Origin of the sequence: Nocardia sp. NPDC127606 (assembly GCF_042671725.1) — a bacterium.
GTDB lineage: Bacteria > Actinomycetota > Actinomycetes > Mycobacteriales > Mycobacteriaceae > Nocardia.
In genome coordinates, this window is the sequence record NZ_JBHXWQ010000008.1 from 85,254 (window position 1) to 104,185 (window position 18,932).

An 18,932-nucleotide genomic window follows, 5' to 3' on the forward strand; every position below is an offset into this window, starting at 1 on the left:
ATCTTTCGGACTCCTTGTCCAGCAGAGAAATCACAGGTCGAGCACCAAACGCTCACCGCGAGAACGGGATACGCAGGCCAGCATGGCACCCTCGGCATGGTCGGCAGCGGACAGCGTGGTCTCGCGATGGTCGGGTTCGCCCGAGCGAACCCGCACCACGCAGGTGCCACAGAAGCCTTGCCTGCACGAGTAGGGCTGGTCGGGACGGGAATCGAGGATCGTGTCCAGCACGGTGCGGTCGGCTTCGACCGTCACCACCGCACCACTGGACGCGAATTCGATCTCGAACGGGGTGCCGTCGACGATCGGCGGCGGCGAGAACCGCTCGAAATGCAGTTCCACGTAGGCCATCTCGCGCACCGCGGCGACGATCGACGAGGTCATCGGGGTCGGGCCACACGCGTAGACCGCGGTGCCGGGCCCGACATCGGGCAGCAGGTCCACCGCGGCGGGTAGACCGTGCTCGTCATCGGTGCGCACCACGACGTTCGCGCCGAAGCCTTCGATCTCGTCCAGGAACGGGATGGTGTCGCGGCTGCGTCCGCTGTAGACCAGCGTCCACGGCACGCCGAGCCGGTGCGCGAGCCTGGCCATCGGCAGGATCGGGGTGATGCCGATCCCGCCGGCGACGAAATGCAGCCGCTGCGACGGTGATCCGTGGCCGGGCACCGCGAACGGGAAGGCGTTGCGCGGCCCGCGCACCACCAGCCGGGAGCCGACGGGCAGTTCGTCGTGCACCTCGATCGAGCCACCACCGCCGCCGGGGATGCGGCGCACGGCGATGCGGTACGCACGCTCGTCGGCGGGATCGCCGCACAGCGAATACTGGCGCAGCCGACCCGACGGTAGTTCCAGGTCCAGGTGCGCCCCGGGCCGCCAGCGCGGCAGCACGCGGCCGTCGGGTGCTTCGAGGCGAAGACTCACCACGTCCTGGTCGTGGGCTTCGATCCGGCGTTCGGTCACCACCACGGCCAGGCGGCGGTCATCGACGCGTGGACGCAGGTCACCGCGGTTGACCAGCGCGCTCCAGCGCAACCGGGTGGCCGCGATGGCGTCGATGACCTTCATCGCCGGATCGTGGCGGTACTTGCCGTAGAGATCGGCGGGGATGTCGCGCGTGGTCACGATGCTGCCGCGCGGGCGCCGGGCGAGGCGGCCAGATACGCGATCGCCTGCGCCGTCGAGCCGACCGATTGCGGGTTGTAGCCGGGCTGGAAGGTCGACAGCGCACTGGCCAGCAGCGACGGAACGCCGGGCAGCGCACCTCGCCACATCGCGCCGAACACTCCGGCGAGCAGCCGTGCATAGCCCTGATCCGGCAGTTGCGGATCCTGCTGGACCAGGAAGCGTGCACCGCGCACCAGCACGATGAGGAAGATCGGGAACACCAGCGTCATCGACGCACAGCGCCGGACGTAGCCGACCCCGAAATACTCCGCGACATCGTGGGCGACGTTGCGGTGTTCGACCTCCTCGGCACCGTGCCAGCGGAACAGGTCGGCCATCCGCGGGTCGGCGCCGAACTTCTCGAGGTCGGCGTTGAGCACCCAGTCCCCGAGCCAGGCGAAGAAGTGCTCGAGACAGGCGATGAAGGCGAGCCGCTCGACCAGCATCTGGCGTCCGGCGCGATTGTCGCCGCCGCGCGGGCCGAGCGAGATGCGGAACAGGTATTCCATCTGCGCCAGATAGGGACCCGCGTCGACGCCGTGGGCGGTGAAGACGTCGTCGAGCACCTTCCCGTGGGTCTGCGCGTGCATGGCCTCCTGCCCGATGAAGCCGAGCATGTCCTCGCGCAGCTTCTCGTCCTTGACGTAGGGCAAAGCCTCGCGATAGGTCTCGATGAACATGCGCTCGCCCTCGGGCAGCAGCATGTTCAGCGCGCTGATCAGGTGACCGGCGATCGGTTCCGCCGACATCCACTGGAGGTCGACCCCCGACCAGTCGAAGCTGACATTGCGTGCGTGCAATGCCACCACGCCCGGATCGATCTCCGGGCTTTCTCTTCCCCAAGGAAATAACTTCATCGGTACTCCTCGATCAACCGCGCACGAACATCCGTGCATCAGGTCGCGACGTTGCGTCCTGCTCGGTAGATCCGATGATACAACTATCCATAACTGTACGTAACACCTAAATGTGTCAGTTTGCCTCACCGAAGATCGCCAGCGCGACCGGCGCCGCCACCAGCAACCCGCACATCACGGCGTTGATCGCCTTGTGTTCGGCCAGGATCCCGACGTATTCGCGCAGGACAGCGCTGGGCAGGTAGTAGCGCGCGGTCGGCGCGCCGACGGCTTGGGCGTCGATCCCGACCGAGCGGGCGAGCAAGGCGGTACGCAGTACGTGGAAATTGCTGGTGACCAGCAGGATGCGGCTGTCTATCCCCTGCCTGGCGAGCAGTTCCCGACTGAACAGCAGATTCTCGCGGGTGGTCGTCGAGCGATCCTCCCGCAGGATCTCGTCGTCGCGCACGCCGTGTTCGACGAGGTAGGCGGCCATGGCCGTGCTCTCGGCGACCTTCTCGTCGGAACCCTTGCCGCCGCTGGTCACCAACAGCGGCGCGGGGCGGTGCGCGCGGTCGGTACGCCAGATCTGCAGCGCGCGGTCGAGCCTGCTCGCCAGCAGCGGCGGGACCCGGTCTCCGAGCAGGCCGGAGCCGTGCACCACGATCGCGACGGCATCGTCGGTGCGGGTCACCCAGCCGTAGACGACCGAATAGCACAGGAATGCGACCAGCACGAAGCCGAGATAGGCGGCGACGAGCACCACCGCGAGCAGCAACACCCCGAGCACCATCCACTCGGCGATCACCGCCACCACCAGCAGCGCGTACGGAACCAGCAGCGCCACGCCGAGACCGAAGGAGAGCAGGTTCGCCGGGCGCACGCCCTCACGGCGCAGCATCACCACCCCGTTGAGCATCAGCAGCCCGGCCAGCACCAGCACCAGCAGCGGCGAGAGCGCCAGGGCGAAGAAGACCAGCATTTCGGGGCCGGCCCCTTCGGCGCCCGACCCGATCAGCGCCGCGCCGACACACAGAATTCCGAGCAGCAACAACACCGCGTTGCTGAACCGGCGCCGCTCCTGACGAAAGCACAGCGCGAACACCCCGAGCAGAACCACACCTATCGCCAGCAAGATCACCGGGTCACCCTAACCGCAGCACCGGCGGTTTCGATCGCCGCGTTATTGCTGACACCTACTGGGTAACCTCGACATATGCGGATAGAAACCCTTTGACCAGCAAATATGTCAGCCCGATGGTTCCTTCATCCGCAACAACTGGGCAGTAACTGTCCGGGGCAGAGGGAAGGAGGTGAGCGACCATGGTCATCGATTACTTCCAGTGGTTGGCCAGGATGATGTTCGACTTCTTCATCTGATCCGAAGAAACGCACCGCGAAGGCGCGGGCTCGGATCCCAGTCTCGTGCCCGCCCTCGCGTCAGTGGATAGCACGCGAAGCCGATCAACGCCGCGCCCGCGTGGCCCACATCGGTGAACGTGCGGTCCAGGAACACCGGTGGCACACAGACCGCCAGGACACCGAGCACATACAGCACCCGCCACGGCAGCAACACACGGTAGGCGAGCACGGCGGCGACTCCGGCCAACCCGTAACTGACGCCCACGTCGAGCGCGAACGCCGCACGCTCCGGGGCTCTGTCGTGGTGAATCGCCCAGAGCAGCACGCCCTGGCTGAGATACGTGGCGCCGACATGCGCGAGGACGACCACGACCAGCCAGCGCAGCGTCCCGAGCCACCGTTCGGCGTTGGCGTGCACGAGGCTGAACAGCACCGCGTAGACCAGCCGGCCGCCGCCGTCGGTCCAGAACGCGCTGCCGATCAGCACACGGATCGGGTCTTCGCCGAGACGATCGATATTGGTCGAGCGGTGCCCGAGCCAGACTCTGGCTTCCTCCGGCGTGAGTCGCAGCTGGATCAGGGTGGTCACACCCAGCGCGGCCAGCCACACATAGGTGCCGGGGGCGCTGCGAATCCACCGCCACACCGAGGCGGCGGCCGCCCGCACGCTGCCCGAGGCGCTCACCACGCCAGTGTGCCAGTCCTCGATCACGGTTCCGGTCATCCTCGCCGGGCGGTTGTTTCCTCGGCCGATCCCCGGGTAGGCGGCAATCAGAGCCGTCCACCGACCCGAACGGAGCACGTGATGCCTCAGCAAGCCTGGAGCGACAAGCGCGAACGGCAGTACAAGGACATCAAGAAGTCCGAGCGCGACCGTGGCCGCAGCGAGAAGAGGGCTGAGGAGATCGCCGCGCGGACGGTCAACAAGACCCGCGCCGAGCACGGCGAGACCAAGGGGTCCGGCACATCATCGCGATCCGGCAAGACCCGCGATCAGCTCTACGACGAAGCCCGCCGCCGCAATATCGACGGCCGCTCCAAGATGAACAAGCAGGAGCTGGCCAACGCCCTCGGCCGTAGCTGACCCACTGCGAAAGGTTCGCCATGCAGCTCGGATTCAAACTGGCGGCCGAGGCATTCGGCCCGAAAGAGCTTGTTCGACAGGCAGTTCGGGCCGAATCGGCCGGTTTCGATTTCGTGGAGATGAGCGACCACTTCCACCCGTGGCTCGACGAGCAGGGCCACTCGCCCTTCGCCTGGACGGTCCTCGGCACGATCGCGGCACGCACCGAGAAGATCGGACTCGCTACCGGCGTGACCTGCCCGATCATTCGCTATCACCCCGCCATCATCGCCCAGGCGGCCGCCACCACCGCCTTGATCTCGGACGGTAGGTTCACCCTGGGAATCGGGTCGGGCGAGCGACTCAACGAGCATGTCGTCGGCCACGAGTTCCCGCCGGTGCTGATCCGTCAGCGGATGTTGCGCGAGGCGCTCGAGATCATCCGATTGCTGTGGCGCGGCGGGTATCGCAGCTATTACGGCGAGTTTCTGGAGCTGTCGGACGCGCGGGTGTTCGACCTGCCGGAGACACCGCCGGTGATCGCGGTGGCCGCGGGCGGGCCGAGCGCCGCGGCGATCGCCGCCGAACTCGGCGACGGACTGTTCGCCACCGAACCCGATCCCGCACTCGTGCAGACCTTTCACACCAAGGGCGGCTCCGGTCCGCGCTATGTCGAAGTGGGAGTCGCCTTCGCCGAGAACGATCGCGCGGGCGCCGAAGCCGCGCTGTCGACGAACCGGTGGTCGACCGGTGGCTGGAAAGTGATGAGCGAGTTGCCCAATCCGGCGAATTTCGCCGCGGCGTCGAGCACGGTGCGTGTGGACGACATGCTCGAATCCTTTGTCTGCGGCAATGATCCGAAGCGCTACGTCGAGGCGGTACGCAAGGCCGCCGACGCGGGTTTCGATCATGTGGTGTTGATGAACGCGGGACCCGATATGGACGCGTTCCTCGACTTCTACAGCAGCGAACTCGCGCCCCTGTTGCGCTCGGAGATCTGACGGCACGCGCTGCGGAGGGGAGGCCGAAATGACCATGTACGTCGGCACTTCCGGCTGGCAGTACCGGGACTGGCGGGGCGTACTGTATCCGCCGGGGCTGCCCGTGCGGCAGTGGCTCGAACACTATGCGCGGGCGTTCGCGACCGTGGAGTCGAACAACGCGTTCTATCGGTTGCCGAGCAGGGAGAACTTCGCCGCATGGCGGGAGCGCACGCCCGCCGGCTTCGTGATGTCGGTGAAGGCGAGTCGCTACCTGACCCATCTGAAGCGATTGCGGGACCCGGCTGAACCGGTGCGCCGCCTGCTCGACCGAACCGAGGGCCTGGGTGATCGGCTCGGACCGATCCTGCTCCAACTGCCGCCGACCCTGCGCGCGGACCCCGATCTGCTCGACAACTGTCTGCGCTGCTTCCCCGACACGGTGCGAGTGGCGGTGGAACCGCGCCACGATTCGTGGTGGACAGACGAGATCCGTGCCGTCCTGCAATCCCGTGGCGCGGCTTCGACCTGGGCGGACCGTGACTCGCGCCCGATCACCCCGCTGTGGCGCACCACCGACTGGGCCTATCTACGCCTGCACGCGGGCCGCGCCACTCCCCAGCCGTCCTACGGCAAGCAGGCATTGAGCGGCTGGGCGCATCGGCTGCTCGACACCTGGTCCCCCGACGCCGACAGCTACGTCTATTTCAACAACGACCACGGCGGTGCGGCCGTCCGTGACGCGGTGGCCTTCGCCCACCTCGCGGCGGCGGCGGGCGCGGATGCGACTCGAGTACCCGATGTGCACGCGACCGCGGGCTGATCAGTACGGGATCAGGCCGAACCCGGTCTCGACAAGACGGCGAACCCCGCCCCCGATGTCGCGCGATCGATGATCGGCGCGCCATCGGAGGCGGGGTGAACCGGTGCTCACCAGCCGGGATCGGTGTCCAGGGGAACGTTGATCCAGCTGGGGCGGGACGGGTCCAGCTCGAGGTGCTGGGTGCGCAGGCCGCTTTCGTTCAGCAACGGCCGCAGCGGGATTCCGCTGGGGAAGTTGCCCGCGAAGACGTCGACCCGCAGGCGGTGACCCGGCAGCAGGACACCGTCGGTGGCGCGGACACCGATGTCGATCGTCGTCGGCTCGCCGGGCACGATCGGCTGACGGGTATCCAGGGTGAGGTACGGATACGGGTCGGTGTAGTCGCCGTTCGGCGAGCGGGTCGCCTTACCCTCGTCGATCGTGCGCAGGGACGCCATCAGCTGCCCCTGGGACCAGACCGTCGACGTGCCGTCGGGCGCGACATCGTTCACCGTCACCGTCCAGTAGCCGTCGGTCGCGTCGAGCACGGTGTTCAGGTGGGCGGCGATCGGCCCGGAGATCCTCGTCGGCGCAGCCACCGGAGCCGTGGTGAAGGTGAGCGCGGCGCCCTCGCTGATCCGGGCGTCCTCGGCACAGATATCGGGCAGCGGAACCAGTCCGGCCGTGCCCTGCGCGGCATCACGCGAGCAGATGGTGGTCAGACTCGGATCCACCGAAACGCGTTGCGCGGCACCGGGAGCAGTGCGCAGGCTGCCGTCGTGGCGGGCGCCCGGCGCGGTGCCGGAGGAGGCGGCGTCGAGATACATCCGCCGGTACTGCATGCCCGGTCGCGGGAACGCGACGTCGGCGGTCCACTGCCCACTGCCCTGCTGCCACAAGGTGACCGGGTCGTAGCGATCGATACCGTTGTCGATTCCCTTGAGCCACTTGTCGAACCACGCGCGCTGCAACGAATCCGCCGGCGCGGGCGCACCCGGCTGTCCGAGTCCCGAGCTCACCGTCACGTGGTAGACGTCGTCCATTACGAGCTTCTTCTGCTCGGCGGGCACGTTCACCGCGTTGTAGATGCGCGGGGTGGAGTAGGTGAAGATGTCGTGCCAGCCGCCGTAGAGGAAGGTCGGCACCCGCACCTGATCGGGCGAGCCAACCCAGGCGGTCCGCAGCGCGCTCTCGTCGTCGAGGATCGACGCCATCTCCGGCGGGATCTGCTCCACGTTCGGAGTGGTCAGCGCGGCGATGAGCACGTTGAAGAAGGTGAACGGGTCGGTGACCCGGTCGCGCAGCCAGACCCAGTCGAATTTGCCGTTCAGCATCGACATCATGTCCGGCAGCAGCTTCGCGCCGTCGACGGCGAGCAGCCAGGCCGGGATGAACCCGATCCCGAGCGCGCCACCGGGGGCGGCGACATCGCGGATCAGGTCGCTACCGGGCACGATCGGGAAAATCGCCTTGAGCGCCTCGGGCTGCCGTTGCGCGGTCTGCAGCTGGTTGATCGCCGAGTAGGAGATGCCGCTCATCCCGATCTTGCCGTCGGACCAGCCCTGTTTCGCGGCCCAGTCGACGATTTCCACACCGTCGAGCTGCTCGCGTTCACCGAACACCTGCCAGGTGCCCTGCGAGAAGCCGGTGCCGCGCACGTCGACGACCACCTGGGTGTAACCGCCGCGGATCAGATTCCGGTCGACGCCGAAGGTGCGGGCCGCGCCGCCGGGCAGCGCGTGCATCATGTCGCTGAGGCTGCTGAAACCGAACGGCGTGAAGTCCAGGTTCTGCAGCACCGGCATCAGCAGGTCAGACAGTCCGGGAACCGCCAGCGCCGAGTCGGCGACGTTGGTGACCAGCTTGGTGTAGGGCGTCATGTTGACGATCGTGGGCGTCGGCTCGGCGACGGGCTGACCGTCCGCGCCGGCCGGGTGATAGACGTTCGCTTTCAATACGGTGCCGTCACTCATCGTGATCGGCACGTCCCACTCGATGAAGACGTTGGGGTACTGCTGCGGTCCGTTATGGGTGGCGACGAACTGCGCGTCGAGACCCTCGGCGTTCGGCGATGCCTGCCCGACCGGCGCGGATGCGACGGCGCCTGCCATTACGACGACGGATGCGACCAGCGCAGCCAGCCGCCCACGATGTGTGATCATGCTTCGGTTCAGCCCTCCACCATCGGGAACCACGACGTTCCCGTACCGGGAAGTAACGTAGCGTGGGTCACGTCCGATCGCAAGAACATGTTCTGGGCAATCCATGATCAGCGCCCGCGCGCACCCCACGGCGGCCACCTGACAGAATTGGCGTTGTGACAGCGTCCGAACTAGACGACGGCCGCCGGTACCGTGGCGCCGCCCCTGGGCAACGTCAGCAGGAACGCCGCACCCGGCTGATCGACGCGGCCACGGACGCCTTCGGCATCGACGGCTACCGCAACACCACCGTCACCACGATCTGCGCGGCGGCCGGCGTCGGCAAGCGCTACTTCTACGAATCCTTCACCGACAGTGAGGATCTGCTACTCGAGGTGTATCGCGAGACGGCCGCCAGGATGATCGAGGCGATCCATACCGGCCTGCGCGAGGCCGAGGCCGTCGACGCTCAGGTGCGTGTCGGTCTGACCGCGTATTTCCAGCTCATCCTCGACGACCCCCGGGTCCCCCGGATCGCGTTCTTCGAGATCCTCGGCGTGAGCCCCGCGGTCGACCGGGCCTACTACGACGTTCTCGACGCGTTGGTCGATATCTGCCTGGCCCTGATCACCCCGCATGTCGACCTGGAAACCCACCCGGCCGTCAGCGTGCGCACGGTGCTGTTCGGCCTGGTCGGCGCCATCGTGATCATCGCCCAGAAGTGGGTGCTCGACGCCTACCGCCAGCCGATGGCCGATGTGGTGGACAGCGCGTGCCTGGTCGTCAACGCGGTGCTGACGCGGATCGGACCGGACGGCAACCGGCCTTGACACCGGAACTCCGGCACCTTCGCTATCTGGCCGCCGTCGCCGAGCACGGGAACTTCACCCGGGCGGCCGAGGAGCTGCACATATCGCAGCCGACGCTGTCGCACCAGATCAAGCAGCTCGAGCGCGCCGTCGGGGCGGTGTTGCTCGACCGGGCGGGGCGCAGCGTGCGGCTCACCGACGCGGGCGCGGCCTATCTCGCGCACGCCCGCCGAGCTGTCGACGAGGTCGCCGCGGCGCAGCGGGCCGTGCACGACGTCACCGATCTCAGCCGCGGGCTGCTCCGCTTCGCCGCCACTCCCACCTTCACGCCCTACCTGGTCGGGCCACTCGTCGCGCGGTTCCGGGCCCGCTATCCGGGGATCGCCGTCGAGTTCGGCGAGTTGTCCCAGGACGCCATGGAGTCCGAACTGCTCGATGACCGCCTCGACCTCGGCATCGCGTTCGCTCCACCGCGCCTGCCCGGCATCACGGCCGAAGCGCTGTACGAGGAGACCCTGGCCGCGGTACTCGGCATCGCCGCGCACCCCGCGCTACCGGAGGCCATGACACCCGACGATCTGGTCGGCCACGATCTCGCCCTGCTCAATTCGACTTTCGCGACCCGCCACCACATCGACAGCTACCTCCACGACCATGGCGTTTCGCCACGAATCGCGGTGGAGGTCGATTCGATTCAGGCACTGCTGGAGGTGGTATCCGCCTCGGACCTGATGACGATCCTGCCCGAGGCGGTCACCGACACACATCCCCCACTCGCACGGATTCCGCTGCGACCCACCATGTCTCGGCGAACCGTCACCCTGCTGCATCCGGCGGAGGGGCACCGCAGCGCCGCCGCGACAGCTTTCGCCGAATCGGTCCGCGAACAGACGCGGTGAACGCATCGGCGCGCCCGCTCAGCGCAACAGAGCGACGATCGCGTCCTGGTCGAGGCGTTCGGCGTTCTGTAGCGCGGTGCGGCCTTCGGCGTCGCGGATCTGCGGGTCCGCGCCCGCGGCGAGCAGCGCGGTGACGGTTTCCTGGTAGCGCTGCGAGCCGTCGCCGTAGACGACCGCCTCCTGCAATGCCGTCCACCGCGGCTTGTTCACATGGTTGACGTCGACTCCCGCGGCGATCAGCATCCGCACGGTGCTCACATGCGCGTGCTCGCTCGCCGGGATGAGTGCCGTACCGCCGTAGCGGTTCACACTGCGCAGGTCCGCGCCGTGGCGCAGGGTCGCCGCGAGGATCTCGTCGAGGCCCTCCGCCCCGGCGTACAGATAGGCGGAGTCCTGGAGGTCGTCCTCGGCGTTCACGTCGGCGCCCGCCTCGATCAGTGCCACCGCGGCCGCGGTCGCCGTGTTCTTGGTGGCGGCGACCAGTGGCGTGCGTCCGTGGTCGCCCCGCGTCTCCATGTCGGCGCCGCGGGCGATCAGGTCGCGGACCCGGGCGGCGTCATCGGCGACCGCGGCGTCGTAGAGGTCGTCGTCCAGGGCGTGGTCGCGCTGCTCGGTCTGCGGCGCGGCGGCGGAAGTCGTCACCGACGTCTCCGGCGTCGCCGAGGCGGCGGCGGTTCGCGGCGTTCCCGGGTCGGCGGAGCAGGCACCGATGCCCACTGCGAGAACCGCGAGCGTGAGCACGGCCGCGCGGGGACCACGAACTGTCGGGCGAGCCGGATTCACAGTTGTCTCCTCTGGTCTGGTCACGCTCCACCGTGCCCAGCCCTTCGCCTCACGTCCAGGACGCAGCGCCGATCGCCACCATCGACACCGTCTATGCGCCGCCGTCGGGCCGCGATGCGCTGAACTGGGGGATCTGTGCTTTCGACGAAAGTAGGCGCCGACCCGTTGATCGACGGTGTCGCCGGGTACCCCCGGAATATGACTATTCACGAGAACCGACAACTCGACGAGGTCATCGAGCGGTTGATCATCCGGTACCCGACCATCGCACCCGCTGAGCTCGCCGACATCGTGCACAACGTCTACGACGCGTTCGGGAAGGTGCACATCCGCAACTATGTGCCGTTGCTCGTCGAACACCATGTGCGAGAAGAACTCGGCAGTCCGACAGGTGAGATCCCACCCATCCCGCATTGACCGGGCGAGCGGTCCCGCTAGCGTTGACGTAGACCCACGCCAACCATGAGGAGGTCCGCATGCCAGACACCGTCCGCGGAGTCATCGCCCGCGCGAAGGATGCGCCGGTCGAAACCGTCGACATCGTGATTCCCGACCCGGGACCGCACGACGTCGTCGTCCGCGTCCAGGCCTGCGGGGTGTGCCACACCGACCTGCACTATCGCGACGGCGGGATCAACGACGAGTTCCCGTTCCTGCTGGGTCACGAAGCCGCCGGTGTGGTCGAGTCGGTCGGCGCGGCCGTAACCCATGTGGCCGAGGGCGATTTCGTCGTCCTCAACTGGCGCGCGGTCTGCGGCGAATGCCGAGCGTGTCGGCGTGGACGTCCCTGGTACTGCTTCGACACCCACAACGCCAGCGTCCCGATGACGCTCACCGACGGCACCCCGCTCACCCCCGCCCTCGGCGTCGGCGCGTTCGCCGACAAGACCCTCGTGCACGAAAAGCAGTGCACCAAGGTCGATTCCGAGACCGACCCGGCCGTCGCCGGCCTGCTCGGCTGTGGCGTGATGGCCGGAATCGGCGCCGCCGTGAACACCGGAAACGTCTCGCGCGGCGACAGCGTCGCGGTGATCGGCTGCGGCGGCGTAGGTGACGCCGCCATCGCCGGCGCGCTCCTCGCGGGTGCGGGCACGATCATCGCGATCGACCGTGACCAGCGAAAGCTGGACTGGGCCAAGGACTTCGGCGCCACCCACACCATCGACGCGACCAGCGAGGACGTGGTCGAACGGATCAAGGAACTCACCGACGGTTTCGGTGCCGATGTGGTGATCGACGCGGTCGGCCGCCCGGAGACCTGGCAGCAGGCGTTCTACGGGCGCGACCTGGCGGGCACGGTCGTTCTCGTCGGCGTCCCGACACCCGACATGAAGTTGGAGATGCCGCTGATCGACTTCTTCTCCCACGGCGGCGCGCTGAAATCCTCCTGGTACGGCGACTGCCTGCCCGAGCGCGACTTCCCGATGCTCATCGATCTCCACCGGCAGGGCCGATTGCCGCTGGACCGGTTCGTCACCGAGCGGATCGGCATCGACGAGGTCGAGCAGGCGTTCGCCGCGATGGCGCAGGGCCGGGTGCTGCGTTCGGTGGTGGTCTGGTGACCCGCATCGAAAGAGTCGTCACCTCGGGCACTTTCGCGCTCGACGGTGGCACCTGGGATGTCGACAACAACGTGTGGCTCATCGGTGACGACAACGAAGTGCTCGTCATCGACGCCGCCCATGACGCCGATGCCATCGCCGGCGCGGTCGGCGACCGTCACGTCACCGCGATCCTGTGCACACACGGCCACAACGACCACGTGACCGTCGCCCCGGAACTCGCGAAGCGCCTGGATGCCCCCGTCCTGCTGCACCCCGGCGACGAGCCCCTCTGGCGCATGACCCACCCGACCGCCGACTACCACTCACTGGCGGACACCACCCGGATCACGGTGGCGGGCACCGATATCGACATCCTGCACACCCCCGGCCACTCCCCCGGCTCGGTCTCGCTGCACCTGCCCGACCTCGCGGCCCTGTTCACCGGCGACACCCTGTTCGCGGGTGGCCCGGGCGCCACCGGCCGCTCGTTCTCCGACTTCGACACGATCATCGACTCGATCCGAGACCGATTGCTCACCCTTCCCGAGGAGACCACGGTCCACACCGGCCACGGCGACACCACCACCATCGGCACGGAGCGGCCCGCGCTCGCGGACTGGATCGCCCGCGGACACTGACCGCGTGCCCGCCGCCGATCAGCGGTGGGCACGAAGGTAAGCGCGGATACCGAGCGCGACGGCCACCAGGCCGAGGAAGATCGCGATCGCCGCGCCGACGATGCCGTTTCCGGTGCCGGGGCCGCCGTCCGCGGTCGCGAATCCGATCACTCCCACGATCGCCGCGACCGCACCTGCCCCGATCGCGATGAACGATCGGGCGGGATTTCCGGCGCGCGACACTGCCCAACCACCCACGAGCACGGCAGCCAGACCGAGGAACGCGGCCGACGTCGCGACGAGGCGGTCTGTCGTCATCCCGTAGGAGTCGGCGAGTGTGGTGGTTGCCGCGGCGGCGGGTGCGGCGCAGATGAGGGTGAGCGCCGTGGCGACAGCGGCTGCGGTGAGTGGGCGGATGGACACAGGAGTGCTCCTCGTTCGTGGTTCTGTGGGGGACGGCTCTATCGTCGGCGACGCCAGGGCGTTCGGTCATCGCGCGGCGGTGGACAATTCGAGGTGACGCGGCTGCGGTATCGACTACCGCCGAGGTGGCAGGAGCTGCGCGGATACCGCAGCGGCAGTAGTCGGTAAGTCATCCGTGAGCGGGATTCGCCCGGGATCCGAGCGGACTAGGGTTTGCGCATGGGCAGAACCGTCGACTGGGTGATCGCCGTCGGCGTGGCCGCGGTGCTGCTGGTCACCGGGCTGAGCCGCGAGCACGCACCCGCCGATCTCGACTGGCTCGGCTACGCGTTGCTGGTCGCGGGCGGGCTGGCGCTTGCCGCGCAACGCCGGGCACCGGTGGTGGTGCTGGTCGTGACCGGAGTGTGCGCGCTGGGTTATCAGGCGCTCGGCTTCGATGTGCCGGCGGTCGCCTTCCTGTTCGCGGTGTATTTCACGGTCCGCGCGGGCCATCGGCTGGTCGCCGTGCTGACCTCGGTGGCGGTGCTCGCCGCGCTCCCTCTTGCGGCGCTGGTCTCGCTGCACGACACGACCCAGGCGCTCGCCCGCGCCCGCGACGCGCTCGAGATCGCCTGGCTCATCGCGGCGGGGGCCGCGGGTGAAGCGCTGCGCCAAGCCGAGCGGCGAGCCGACGAGGCCGAGCGCACCAGGGAGGAGACCGCGCGACGGCGGGCCGACGAGGAGCGCCTGCACATCGCGCGCGAGCTGCACGATTCGCTCACCCACCAGATCTCGGTGATCAAGGTGCAGTCCGAAGCCGCCGTCCACGTGGCACGCAAGCGAGGCGAAGAGGTCCCGCAGGCACTGTTGGCCATTCGCGATGCCGGTCGCGAGGCGGCCCGCGAACTGCGCGCCACCTTGGAAGCGCTGCGCGACGACGACACCTCCCCGCGCCCGGGCCTCGCCCACGTTCCCGATCTGGTGGAGCGCGTCCGCACCACCGGCTTGGACACCACTCTCACGATCGAGGGCGCGCACCAGAACGTGCCCGTCGCGGTCGACCGAACCGTCTACCGGATCGTGCAGGAGTCCCTCACCAACATCACCCGCCACGCCGCCGCCGCGACCGCAACGGTCCATATCGGTTACCGCACAGACAGTCTCGTCGTCGATGTCGAGGACGACGGCACCGCGAACCCCTCGGCCGCCCCGGTCCCGGGCGTCGGATTACTCGGTATGCGCGAGCGCGTCACCGCCCTCGGCGGCCACCTCCATGCCGCGCCACGCAGCAACGGAGGTTTCGCCGTGCACGCCGAATTGCCGGTGGACAGACCATGATTCGTGTCCTGCTGGTCGACGACCAGCCCCTCATCCGCAGCGGTTTTCGCGCGCTGCTCGACATCGAGGACGACATCGAGGTGGTCGCCGAAGCCGCCGACGGCCGCGAAGGCGTCGAGCTGGCCCGAACGCATCTGCCCGACATCGCGCTCATCGATATCCAGATGCCGGTGGTCGACGGCATCGAAGCCACCCGCCGCATCGCCGCCGACCCGGCACTGTCCGGCGTTCACGTCGTCATCCTGACCAATTACGGCCTCGACGAATACGTCTTCGACGCGCTGCGAGCGGGCGCCGCGGGCTTTCTCGTCAAAGACATCGAACCGGAGGACTTCCTGCACGCCATCCGCGTGGCCGCCCGTGGCGATGCCCTGCTCGCGCCCTCGATCACCCGTCGGCTGATCCACCGCTACGTCAGCCGGCCCCGCACACCGATCCCGGGCGCGGCCCTGGACGAACTGACCACCCGCGAACGCGAGGCCGTGGTTCTCGTCGCGCAGGGTCTGTCCAACGACGAGATCGCCCTCCACATGGTGATCAGCCCGCACACCGCGAAAACCCACATCAACCGGGCGATGACCAAACTCCACGCCCGCGACCGAGCCCAATTGGTCGTTCTCGCTTACGAATCCGGCCTGGTGGTCCCTCGAACCCCGTGAGCCTCAGTCGCGAAGATCGATGACGGACTCCTGGTAGGCCACTGCCGCCCGCGCGAAGTAATCGAAGAGCACATCCCGCTGTTCGGGGGTATAGCTCGCGATGATCTCGCCGATCCGACGCCGTGCCGGGGCGAGCACCTTGTCGAGCTCGGCAGGCTGGTCGACCGGTTCGACGATGACCTTGCGCCGGTCGCTCGGGTCGGCACCGCGACGCACGTACCCCGCCTGCTCCAGACGGTCGACGAGACGGGTGGTCGGGCCGGTGGTGAGACCGGTGCGCGCACCGAGCTCGCCCGGCGTCATCGCGCCGCTCAGCGCGAGGATGTTCAGCGCGTACAGGTCGGTCGCGTGCAGATCGACTGCTTTCGCACCCGCCTGAGCATGCAGCACCACCGAACTCAGGTACCGGCGGAAGATCGCGCTCGGGTCGTCGTCGGATACCGGCATGCTCGCCACTCACTTCCTCCACGCAGACACTTCGTCGCCAATGATAGATCTCGTCCGCAGGCGCCGAGGGGCGATGTCAGCGGTGCCGCAGCAGAAAGTCCGTCGTAGCCTTCGCGACTCGGTCGGGACGCTCGGCGGTCAGGCAATGCCCGGCGCGGTCGACGACGACGCGCTCGGCTCGTGCCCCGATGCGGTTCTGCAACTGCGCGGAGCCCTCGATTGAGCACCCGTTGTGATCGCGCTGCGCGCAACCCGTGAATCCGGCATCGCCCTGCGCGATCGTGGAGGCATGACTTCCACCGCCGCGCCGTCGACCACCGATTCCGAGTTGGACGCCATCTTCGCCCCGATCTTCGACCGGATCGCCGCGGGCGCGGTCGAACGGGAGGTCGATCGGCGGCTGCCGTTCGACGAAGTGGGCTGGCTGAAGGAGGCCAGGTTCGGGGCGTTGCGGGTGCCGGTCGAGTTCGGTGGGTACGGCGTGAGTGTGCGGCAGCTGTTCCGGCTGCTCATCGACCTGGCGGCGGCCGAGTCGAATCTGCCGCAGGCGCTGCGGGTGCACTGGTCGTTCGTCGAGGATCAGCGCCTGGCGGAGGCGGGGCCGGAGCGGGAGCGGTGGTTGCGGGCTGTGGCGGCGGGGACTCTGGTCGGCAACGCGATCACCGAACCGGGGGTCGGTGCGGTCGACCGGTATCGCACCCGGTTGACCCGCGACGGTGACCGACTGCTGCTCAACGGGGTGAAGTACTACAGCACCGGCTCGCTGTTCGCCGATCACATCCTCGTCGCGGCCGACAGTGACGGCGAGCGGCTCGGCGTGCTGGTCGACGCGGACGCCGAAGGGGTTGTGCAACACGATGACTGGGACGGATTCGGGCAGCGGCTCACCGCGAGCGGCACCACCGAGTTCACCGATGTCGTAGTGGCCGAGGACCGCGTCCTCGGTCCCGGTTACGGTGTCGCGGGCCCCACCTACGGCACCGCCTACCTGCAACTGGTGCAGCTGGCGGTGCTCGCGGGGATCGCCGCGCGCGCCGAACGTGATGCCAGGGAATGGGTGAGCGCGCGCACCCGCACCTACACCCACGCCGCCGCTGATCTGCCGCGCGAAGACCCCCTCGTCCAGCAGGTGATCGGCAAGCTGTCGGCGGCGGCGTTCACCGCACGAGCGTCGGTGCTCGCGGTGGCGGATGTGCTCGACCGAGTATTGGACGACGGGGCGAAGGACGAGAAGGATCTCGTGGCCGCCGAATTGGCCGCCGCGCAAGCACAACTCGGGGTGATCGACATCGTGCTCGGCGCCACGACCCAATTGTTCGAGCTCGGTGGGGCCTCGATCGTGTCCGAACAGCTGCGCCTGGATCGCCATTGGCGCAACGCCCGCACCATCTCCGTGCACAATCCCGCCATCTTCAAAGCTCGCGCGGTCGGCGACTACCTGCTCAACGGCACCGACCTGCCGTTCGGCTGGAGCGCGGGCGAGCGAAACACCGGCACAACAGCTTCCGCGAATCCGGAGCCCGAGGATTCGAGCACCGTGGCGGCGACTCGATGAGCAGGCCGATCCGGTTCAACGCCTTCGACATGAACTGCGTCGCCCACCAATCCCCAGGGCTGTGGCGTCATCCCGAGGATCAGTCACACCGCTACACCGATATCGGCTATTGGACCGAACTCGCCAAACTGTTGGAACGCGGGCGATTCGACGGGATCTTCATCGCCGATGTCCTCGGCACCTACGACGTGTACGGCGGCAACGACATCGCCGCCCTGCGCCAGGGCGCGCAGACACCGGTCGCCGATCCGCTGCTGCTGGTGTCGGCGATGGCGGCGGTGACCGAGCACCTCGGGTTCGGGATCACGACCGGCACCGGCTTCGAACACCCGTTTCCGTTCGCGCGCCGCCTGTCCACCCTCGACCACCTCACGAACGGGCGGCTCGGCTGGAACGTGGTGACCGGGTATCTGCCCTCCGCGGCAAGGAATTTCGGCGCCGACGATCAACTCGACCACGACGAACGGTACAACCGGGCCGACGAATACCTCGAGGTGCTCTACAAGCTCTGGGAGGGTTCGTGGGAGGACGACGCGGTGGTGCGCGATGCCGAACGCGGCATCTACACCGATCCGTCGAAGGTGCACCACATCGGCCACTACGGCAAGCATTACACCGTGCCCGGGATCCACGTCTCCGAACCGTCGCCGCAGCGGACGCCGGTGATCTATCAGGCGGGCGCCTCCCCGCGCGGTGTGCGGTTCGCGGCCGAGAACGCCGAGGCGATCTTCATCGCCGGTCCATCGAAACGAATACTGGCGCAGACTGTTTCACGTGTGCGCGACGCGCTCGAGGCCGCCGGCCGTGACCGGCACGCGGCCAGGATCTACGCGCTGGCCACCATCATCACCGACGAGACCGACACCGCCGCACGGGCCAAACGCGAGGAATACCTGTCCTACGCGAGCATCGAGGGCGGACTGGTGTTCATGTCCGGCTGGATGGGAATCGACCTGTCGCAGTACGACCTCGACGACCCGATCGGCGATGTGCAGAGCAACGCCATCCAGTCGGCGGTCGCGGCGTTCCAGGAATTCGACGACGACGGCCGTGAATGGACGGTGCGCGATATCGGCCGCTGGGCGGGCATCGGCGGCATGGGCCCGGTGTTCACCGGCTCCGGCGAAACAGTCGCCGACCAGTTGCAGGAGTGGGTCGCCGACACCGATCTCGACGGCTTCAACCTCGCCTACGCGATCACGCCGGGGACATTCGAAGACATTGTGCGCCACGTGGTTCCGGTCTTGACCGAGCGCGGCGTCTACCGGACCGACTACGAGCCGGGCACATTGCGCAATGCCCTGTTCGGTGCCGGCGATCGGCTCCCGCCGGAGCATCGCGGGGCCGGGTATCGCGTCGGCGGTCCGCGGTCCACCGTGTTGCCGCCCGAGCAGTCGCGTCCCGAACCGGTGGAGGCACTCGCCCGTCCATAGCGTGGTGTTGTCGCCGATCAGCGCCAGGACACACTCGTCCTGGCGCGATCGGCGTGCGCTCATGGCTGGATCCGTTGGGGTGCAAGGTATTCGGA

Annotated in this window: 21 protein-coding genes; 13 read left to right on the forward strand and 8 right to left on the reverse strand. The window is 68.1% G+C overall.

What is annotated here, in order from left to right:
• Nucleotides 1-30: 30 nt before the first annotated feature.
• The 4 genes from ACFVJ5_RS28505 to ACFVJ5_RS28520 form a co-directional block, all read right to left on the reverse strand.
• Nucleotides 31-1,125, reverse strand: coding sequence for a PDR/VanB family oxidoreductase (locus ACFVJ5_RS28505; RefSeq protein WP_379224723.1), 1,095 nt, complete (start codon nucleotides 1,123-1,125; stop codon nucleotides 31-33).
• A complete protein-coding gene (locus tag ACFVJ5_RS28510) occupies nucleotides 1,122-2,024 on the reverse strand; it encodes a metal-dependent hydrolase (RefSeq protein ID WP_379224725.1) in 903 nt (300 codons plus the stop codon). Before ACFVJ5_RS28510 ends, ACFVJ5_RS28505 begins: the two co-directional genes overlap by 4 nt.
• Nucleotides 2,025-2,139: 115 nt before the next feature.
• A complete protein-coding gene (locus ACFVJ5_RS28515) occupies nucleotides 2,140-3,144 on the reverse strand; it encodes a YdcF family protein (protein ID WP_379224727.1) in 1,005 nt (334 codons plus the stop codon).
• A gap of 231 nt (nucleotides 3,145-3,375) precedes the next feature.
• Nucleotides 3,376-4,089: a rhomboid-like protein gene (locus ACFVJ5_RS28520; RefSeq protein ID WP_379224728.1), complete on the reverse strand. Its 714-nt coding sequence runs from the start codon at nucleotides 4,087-4,089 to the stop codon at nucleotides 3,376-3,378.
• 81 nt (nucleotides 4,090-4,170) lie between these two features.
• Between ACFVJ5_RS28520 and ACFVJ5_RS28525 the strand changes: the two genes are divergently transcribed.
• Genes ACFVJ5_RS28525 through ACFVJ5_RS28535 form a run of 3 tightly spaced genes read left to right on the forward strand, consistent with a single transcriptional unit; the run spans nucleotide 4,171 to nucleotide 6,231 of the window.
• Entirely contained in the window at nucleotides 4,171-4,449 is a 279-nt protein-coding gene (locus tag ACFVJ5_RS28525) for a plasmid stabilization protein (protein ID WP_379224730.1), read from the forward strand.
• Nucleotides 4,450-4,469: 20 nt separating this feature from the next.
• On the forward strand, nucleotides 4,470-5,429 hold the full coding sequence (locus tag ACFVJ5_RS28530) for a TIGR03557 family F420-dependent LLM class oxidoreductase (protein ID WP_379224732.1): 960 nt from the start codon (nucleotides 4,470-4,472) through the stop codon (nucleotides 5,427-5,429).
• A gap of 28 nt (nucleotides 5,430-5,457) precedes the next feature.
• Nucleotides 5,458-6,231 carry a DUF72 domain-containing protein gene (locus ACFVJ5_RS28535; RefSeq protein WP_379224734.1) on the forward strand — a complete coding sequence of 258 codons (774 nt, stop codon included), beginning with the start codon at nucleotides 5,458-5,460 and terminating at the stop codon, nucleotides 6,229-6,231.
• A gap of 107 nt (nucleotides 6,232-6,338) precedes the next feature.
• Here ACFVJ5_RS28535 and ACFVJ5_RS28540 read toward each other — a convergent pair whose 3' ends face one another.
• Nucleotides 6,339-8,372 (reverse strand): CocE/NonD family hydrolase, encoded by a 2,034-nt coding sequence (locus tag ACFVJ5_RS28540; RefSeq protein WP_379224736.1) that lies wholly within the window; start codon nucleotides 8,370-8,372, stop codon nucleotides 6,339-6,341.
• 155 nt (nucleotides 8,373-8,527) lie between these two features.
• Here ACFVJ5_RS28540 and ACFVJ5_RS28545 point away from each other — a divergent pair, with 155 nt between their 5' ends.
• Nucleotides 8,528-9,181 carry a TetR/AcrR family transcriptional regulator gene (locus ACFVJ5_RS28545; protein ID WP_379224738.1) on the forward strand — a complete coding sequence of 218 codons (654 nt, stop codon included), beginning with the start codon at nucleotides 8,528-8,530 and terminating at the stop codon, nucleotides 9,179-9,181.
• Nucleotides 9,178-10,059, forward strand: a complete 882-nt coding sequence (gene cynR / locus ACFVJ5_RS28550) for a transcriptional regulator CynR (protein WP_379224740.1) — start codon at nucleotides 9,178-9,180, stop codon at nucleotides 10,057-10,059. Before ACFVJ5_RS28545 ends, cynR begins: the two co-directional genes overlap by 4 nt.
• Nucleotides 10,060-10,077: 18 nt before the next feature.
• On the opposite strand, the gene ACFVJ5_RS28555 is transcribed toward cynR, so the two are convergent.
• A complete protein-coding gene (locus ACFVJ5_RS28555; protein WP_379224742.1) occupies nucleotides 10,078-10,842 on the reverse strand; it encodes an ankyrin repeat domain-containing protein in 765 nt (254 codons plus the stop codon).
• A 198-nt stretch (nucleotides 10,843-11,040) separates the two neighbouring features.
• Here ACFVJ5_RS28555 and ACFVJ5_RS28560 point away from each other — a divergent pair, with 198 nt between their 5' ends.
• Genes ACFVJ5_RS28560 through ACFVJ5_RS28570 form a run of 3 tightly spaced genes read left to right on the forward strand, consistent with a single transcriptional unit; the run spans nucleotide 11,041 to nucleotide 13,024 of the window.
• The gene (locus ACFVJ5_RS28560; RefSeq protein ID WP_379224744.1) at nucleotides 11,041-11,259 is read left to right on the forward strand and encodes a three-helix bundle dimerization domain-containing protein; all 219 of its coding nucleotides are present in this window, start codon (nucleotides 11,041-11,043) and stop codon (nucleotides 11,257-11,259) included.
• 59 nt (nucleotides 11,260-11,318) lie between these two features.
• Nucleotides 11,319-12,404 (forward strand): S-(hydroxymethyl)mycothiol dehydrogenase, encoded by a 1,086-nt coding sequence (locus ACFVJ5_RS28565; RefSeq protein ID WP_379224746.1) that lies wholly within the window; start codon nucleotides 11,319-11,321, stop codon nucleotides 12,402-12,404.
• Nucleotides 12,398-13,024, forward strand: a complete 627-nt coding sequence (locus tag ACFVJ5_RS28570; RefSeq protein ID WP_379225101.1) for an MBL fold metallo-hydrolase — start codon at nucleotides 12,398-12,400, stop codon at nucleotides 13,022-13,024. Before ACFVJ5_RS28565 ends, ACFVJ5_RS28570 begins: the two co-directional genes overlap by 7 nt.
• A gap of 18 nt (nucleotides 13,025-13,042) precedes the next feature.
• Here ACFVJ5_RS28570 and ACFVJ5_RS28575 read toward each other — a convergent pair whose 3' ends face one another.
• The gene (locus ACFVJ5_RS28575; RefSeq protein WP_379224748.1) at nucleotides 13,043-13,426 is read right to left on the reverse strand and encodes a DUF6223 family protein; all 384 of its coding nucleotides are present in this window, start codon (nucleotides 13,424-13,426) and stop codon (nucleotides 13,043-13,045) included.
• A 219-nt stretch (nucleotides 13,427-13,645) separates the two neighbouring features.
• On the opposite strand from ACFVJ5_RS28575, the gene ACFVJ5_RS28580 reads away from it, so the two are divergent.
• Nucleotides 13,646-14,743 carry a sensor histidine kinase gene (locus ACFVJ5_RS28580; RefSeq protein ID WP_379224750.1) on the forward strand — a complete coding sequence of 366 codons (1,098 nt, stop codon included), beginning with the start codon at nucleotides 13,646-13,648 and terminating at the stop codon, nucleotides 14,741-14,743.
• Nucleotides 14,740-15,402 carry a response regulator gene (locus ACFVJ5_RS28585; protein ID WP_379224752.1) on the forward strand — a complete coding sequence of 221 codons (663 nt, stop codon included), beginning with the start codon at nucleotides 14,740-14,742 and terminating at the stop codon, nucleotides 15,400-15,402. The genes ACFVJ5_RS28580 and ACFVJ5_RS28585 overlap by 4 nt, the downstream gene beginning before the upstream one ends.
• A gap of 3 nt (nucleotides 15,403-15,405) precedes the next feature.
• Here ACFVJ5_RS28585 and ACFVJ5_RS28590 read toward each other — a convergent pair whose 3' ends face one another.
• On the reverse strand, nucleotides 15,406-15,849 hold the full coding sequence (locus tag ACFVJ5_RS28590) for a MarR family winged helix-turn-helix transcriptional regulator (protein ID WP_379224754.1): 444 nt from the start codon (nucleotides 15,847-15,849) through the stop codon (nucleotides 15,406-15,408).
• A gap of 82 nt (nucleotides 15,850-15,931) precedes the next feature.
• Between ACFVJ5_RS28590 and ACFVJ5_RS28595 the strand changes: the two genes are divergently transcribed.
• The 3 genes from ACFVJ5_RS28595 to ACFVJ5_RS28605 all read left to right on the forward strand — a co-directional run bounded on the left by ACFVJ5_RS28595 (nucleotide 15,932) and on the right by ACFVJ5_RS28605 (nucleotide 18,837).
• A complete protein-coding gene (locus ACFVJ5_RS28595) occupies nucleotides 15,932-16,072 on the forward strand; it encodes a hypothetical protein (protein ID WP_379224756.1) in 141 nt (46 codons plus the stop codon).
• A gap of 66 nt (nucleotides 16,073-16,138) precedes the next feature.
• A complete protein-coding gene (locus ACFVJ5_RS28600) occupies nucleotides 16,139-17,404 on the forward strand; it encodes an acyl-CoA dehydrogenase family protein (protein ID WP_379224758.1) in 1,266 nt (421 codons plus the stop codon).
• Nucleotides 17,401-18,837, forward strand: coding sequence for an LLM class flavin-dependent oxidoreductase (locus ACFVJ5_RS28605; RefSeq protein ID WP_379224760.1), 1,437 nt, complete (start codon nucleotides 17,401-17,403; stop codon nucleotides 18,835-18,837). The genes ACFVJ5_RS28600 and ACFVJ5_RS28605 overlap by 4 nt, the downstream gene beginning before the upstream one ends.
• The last annotated feature ends 95 nt before the right edge of the window (nucleotides 18,838-18,932 follow it).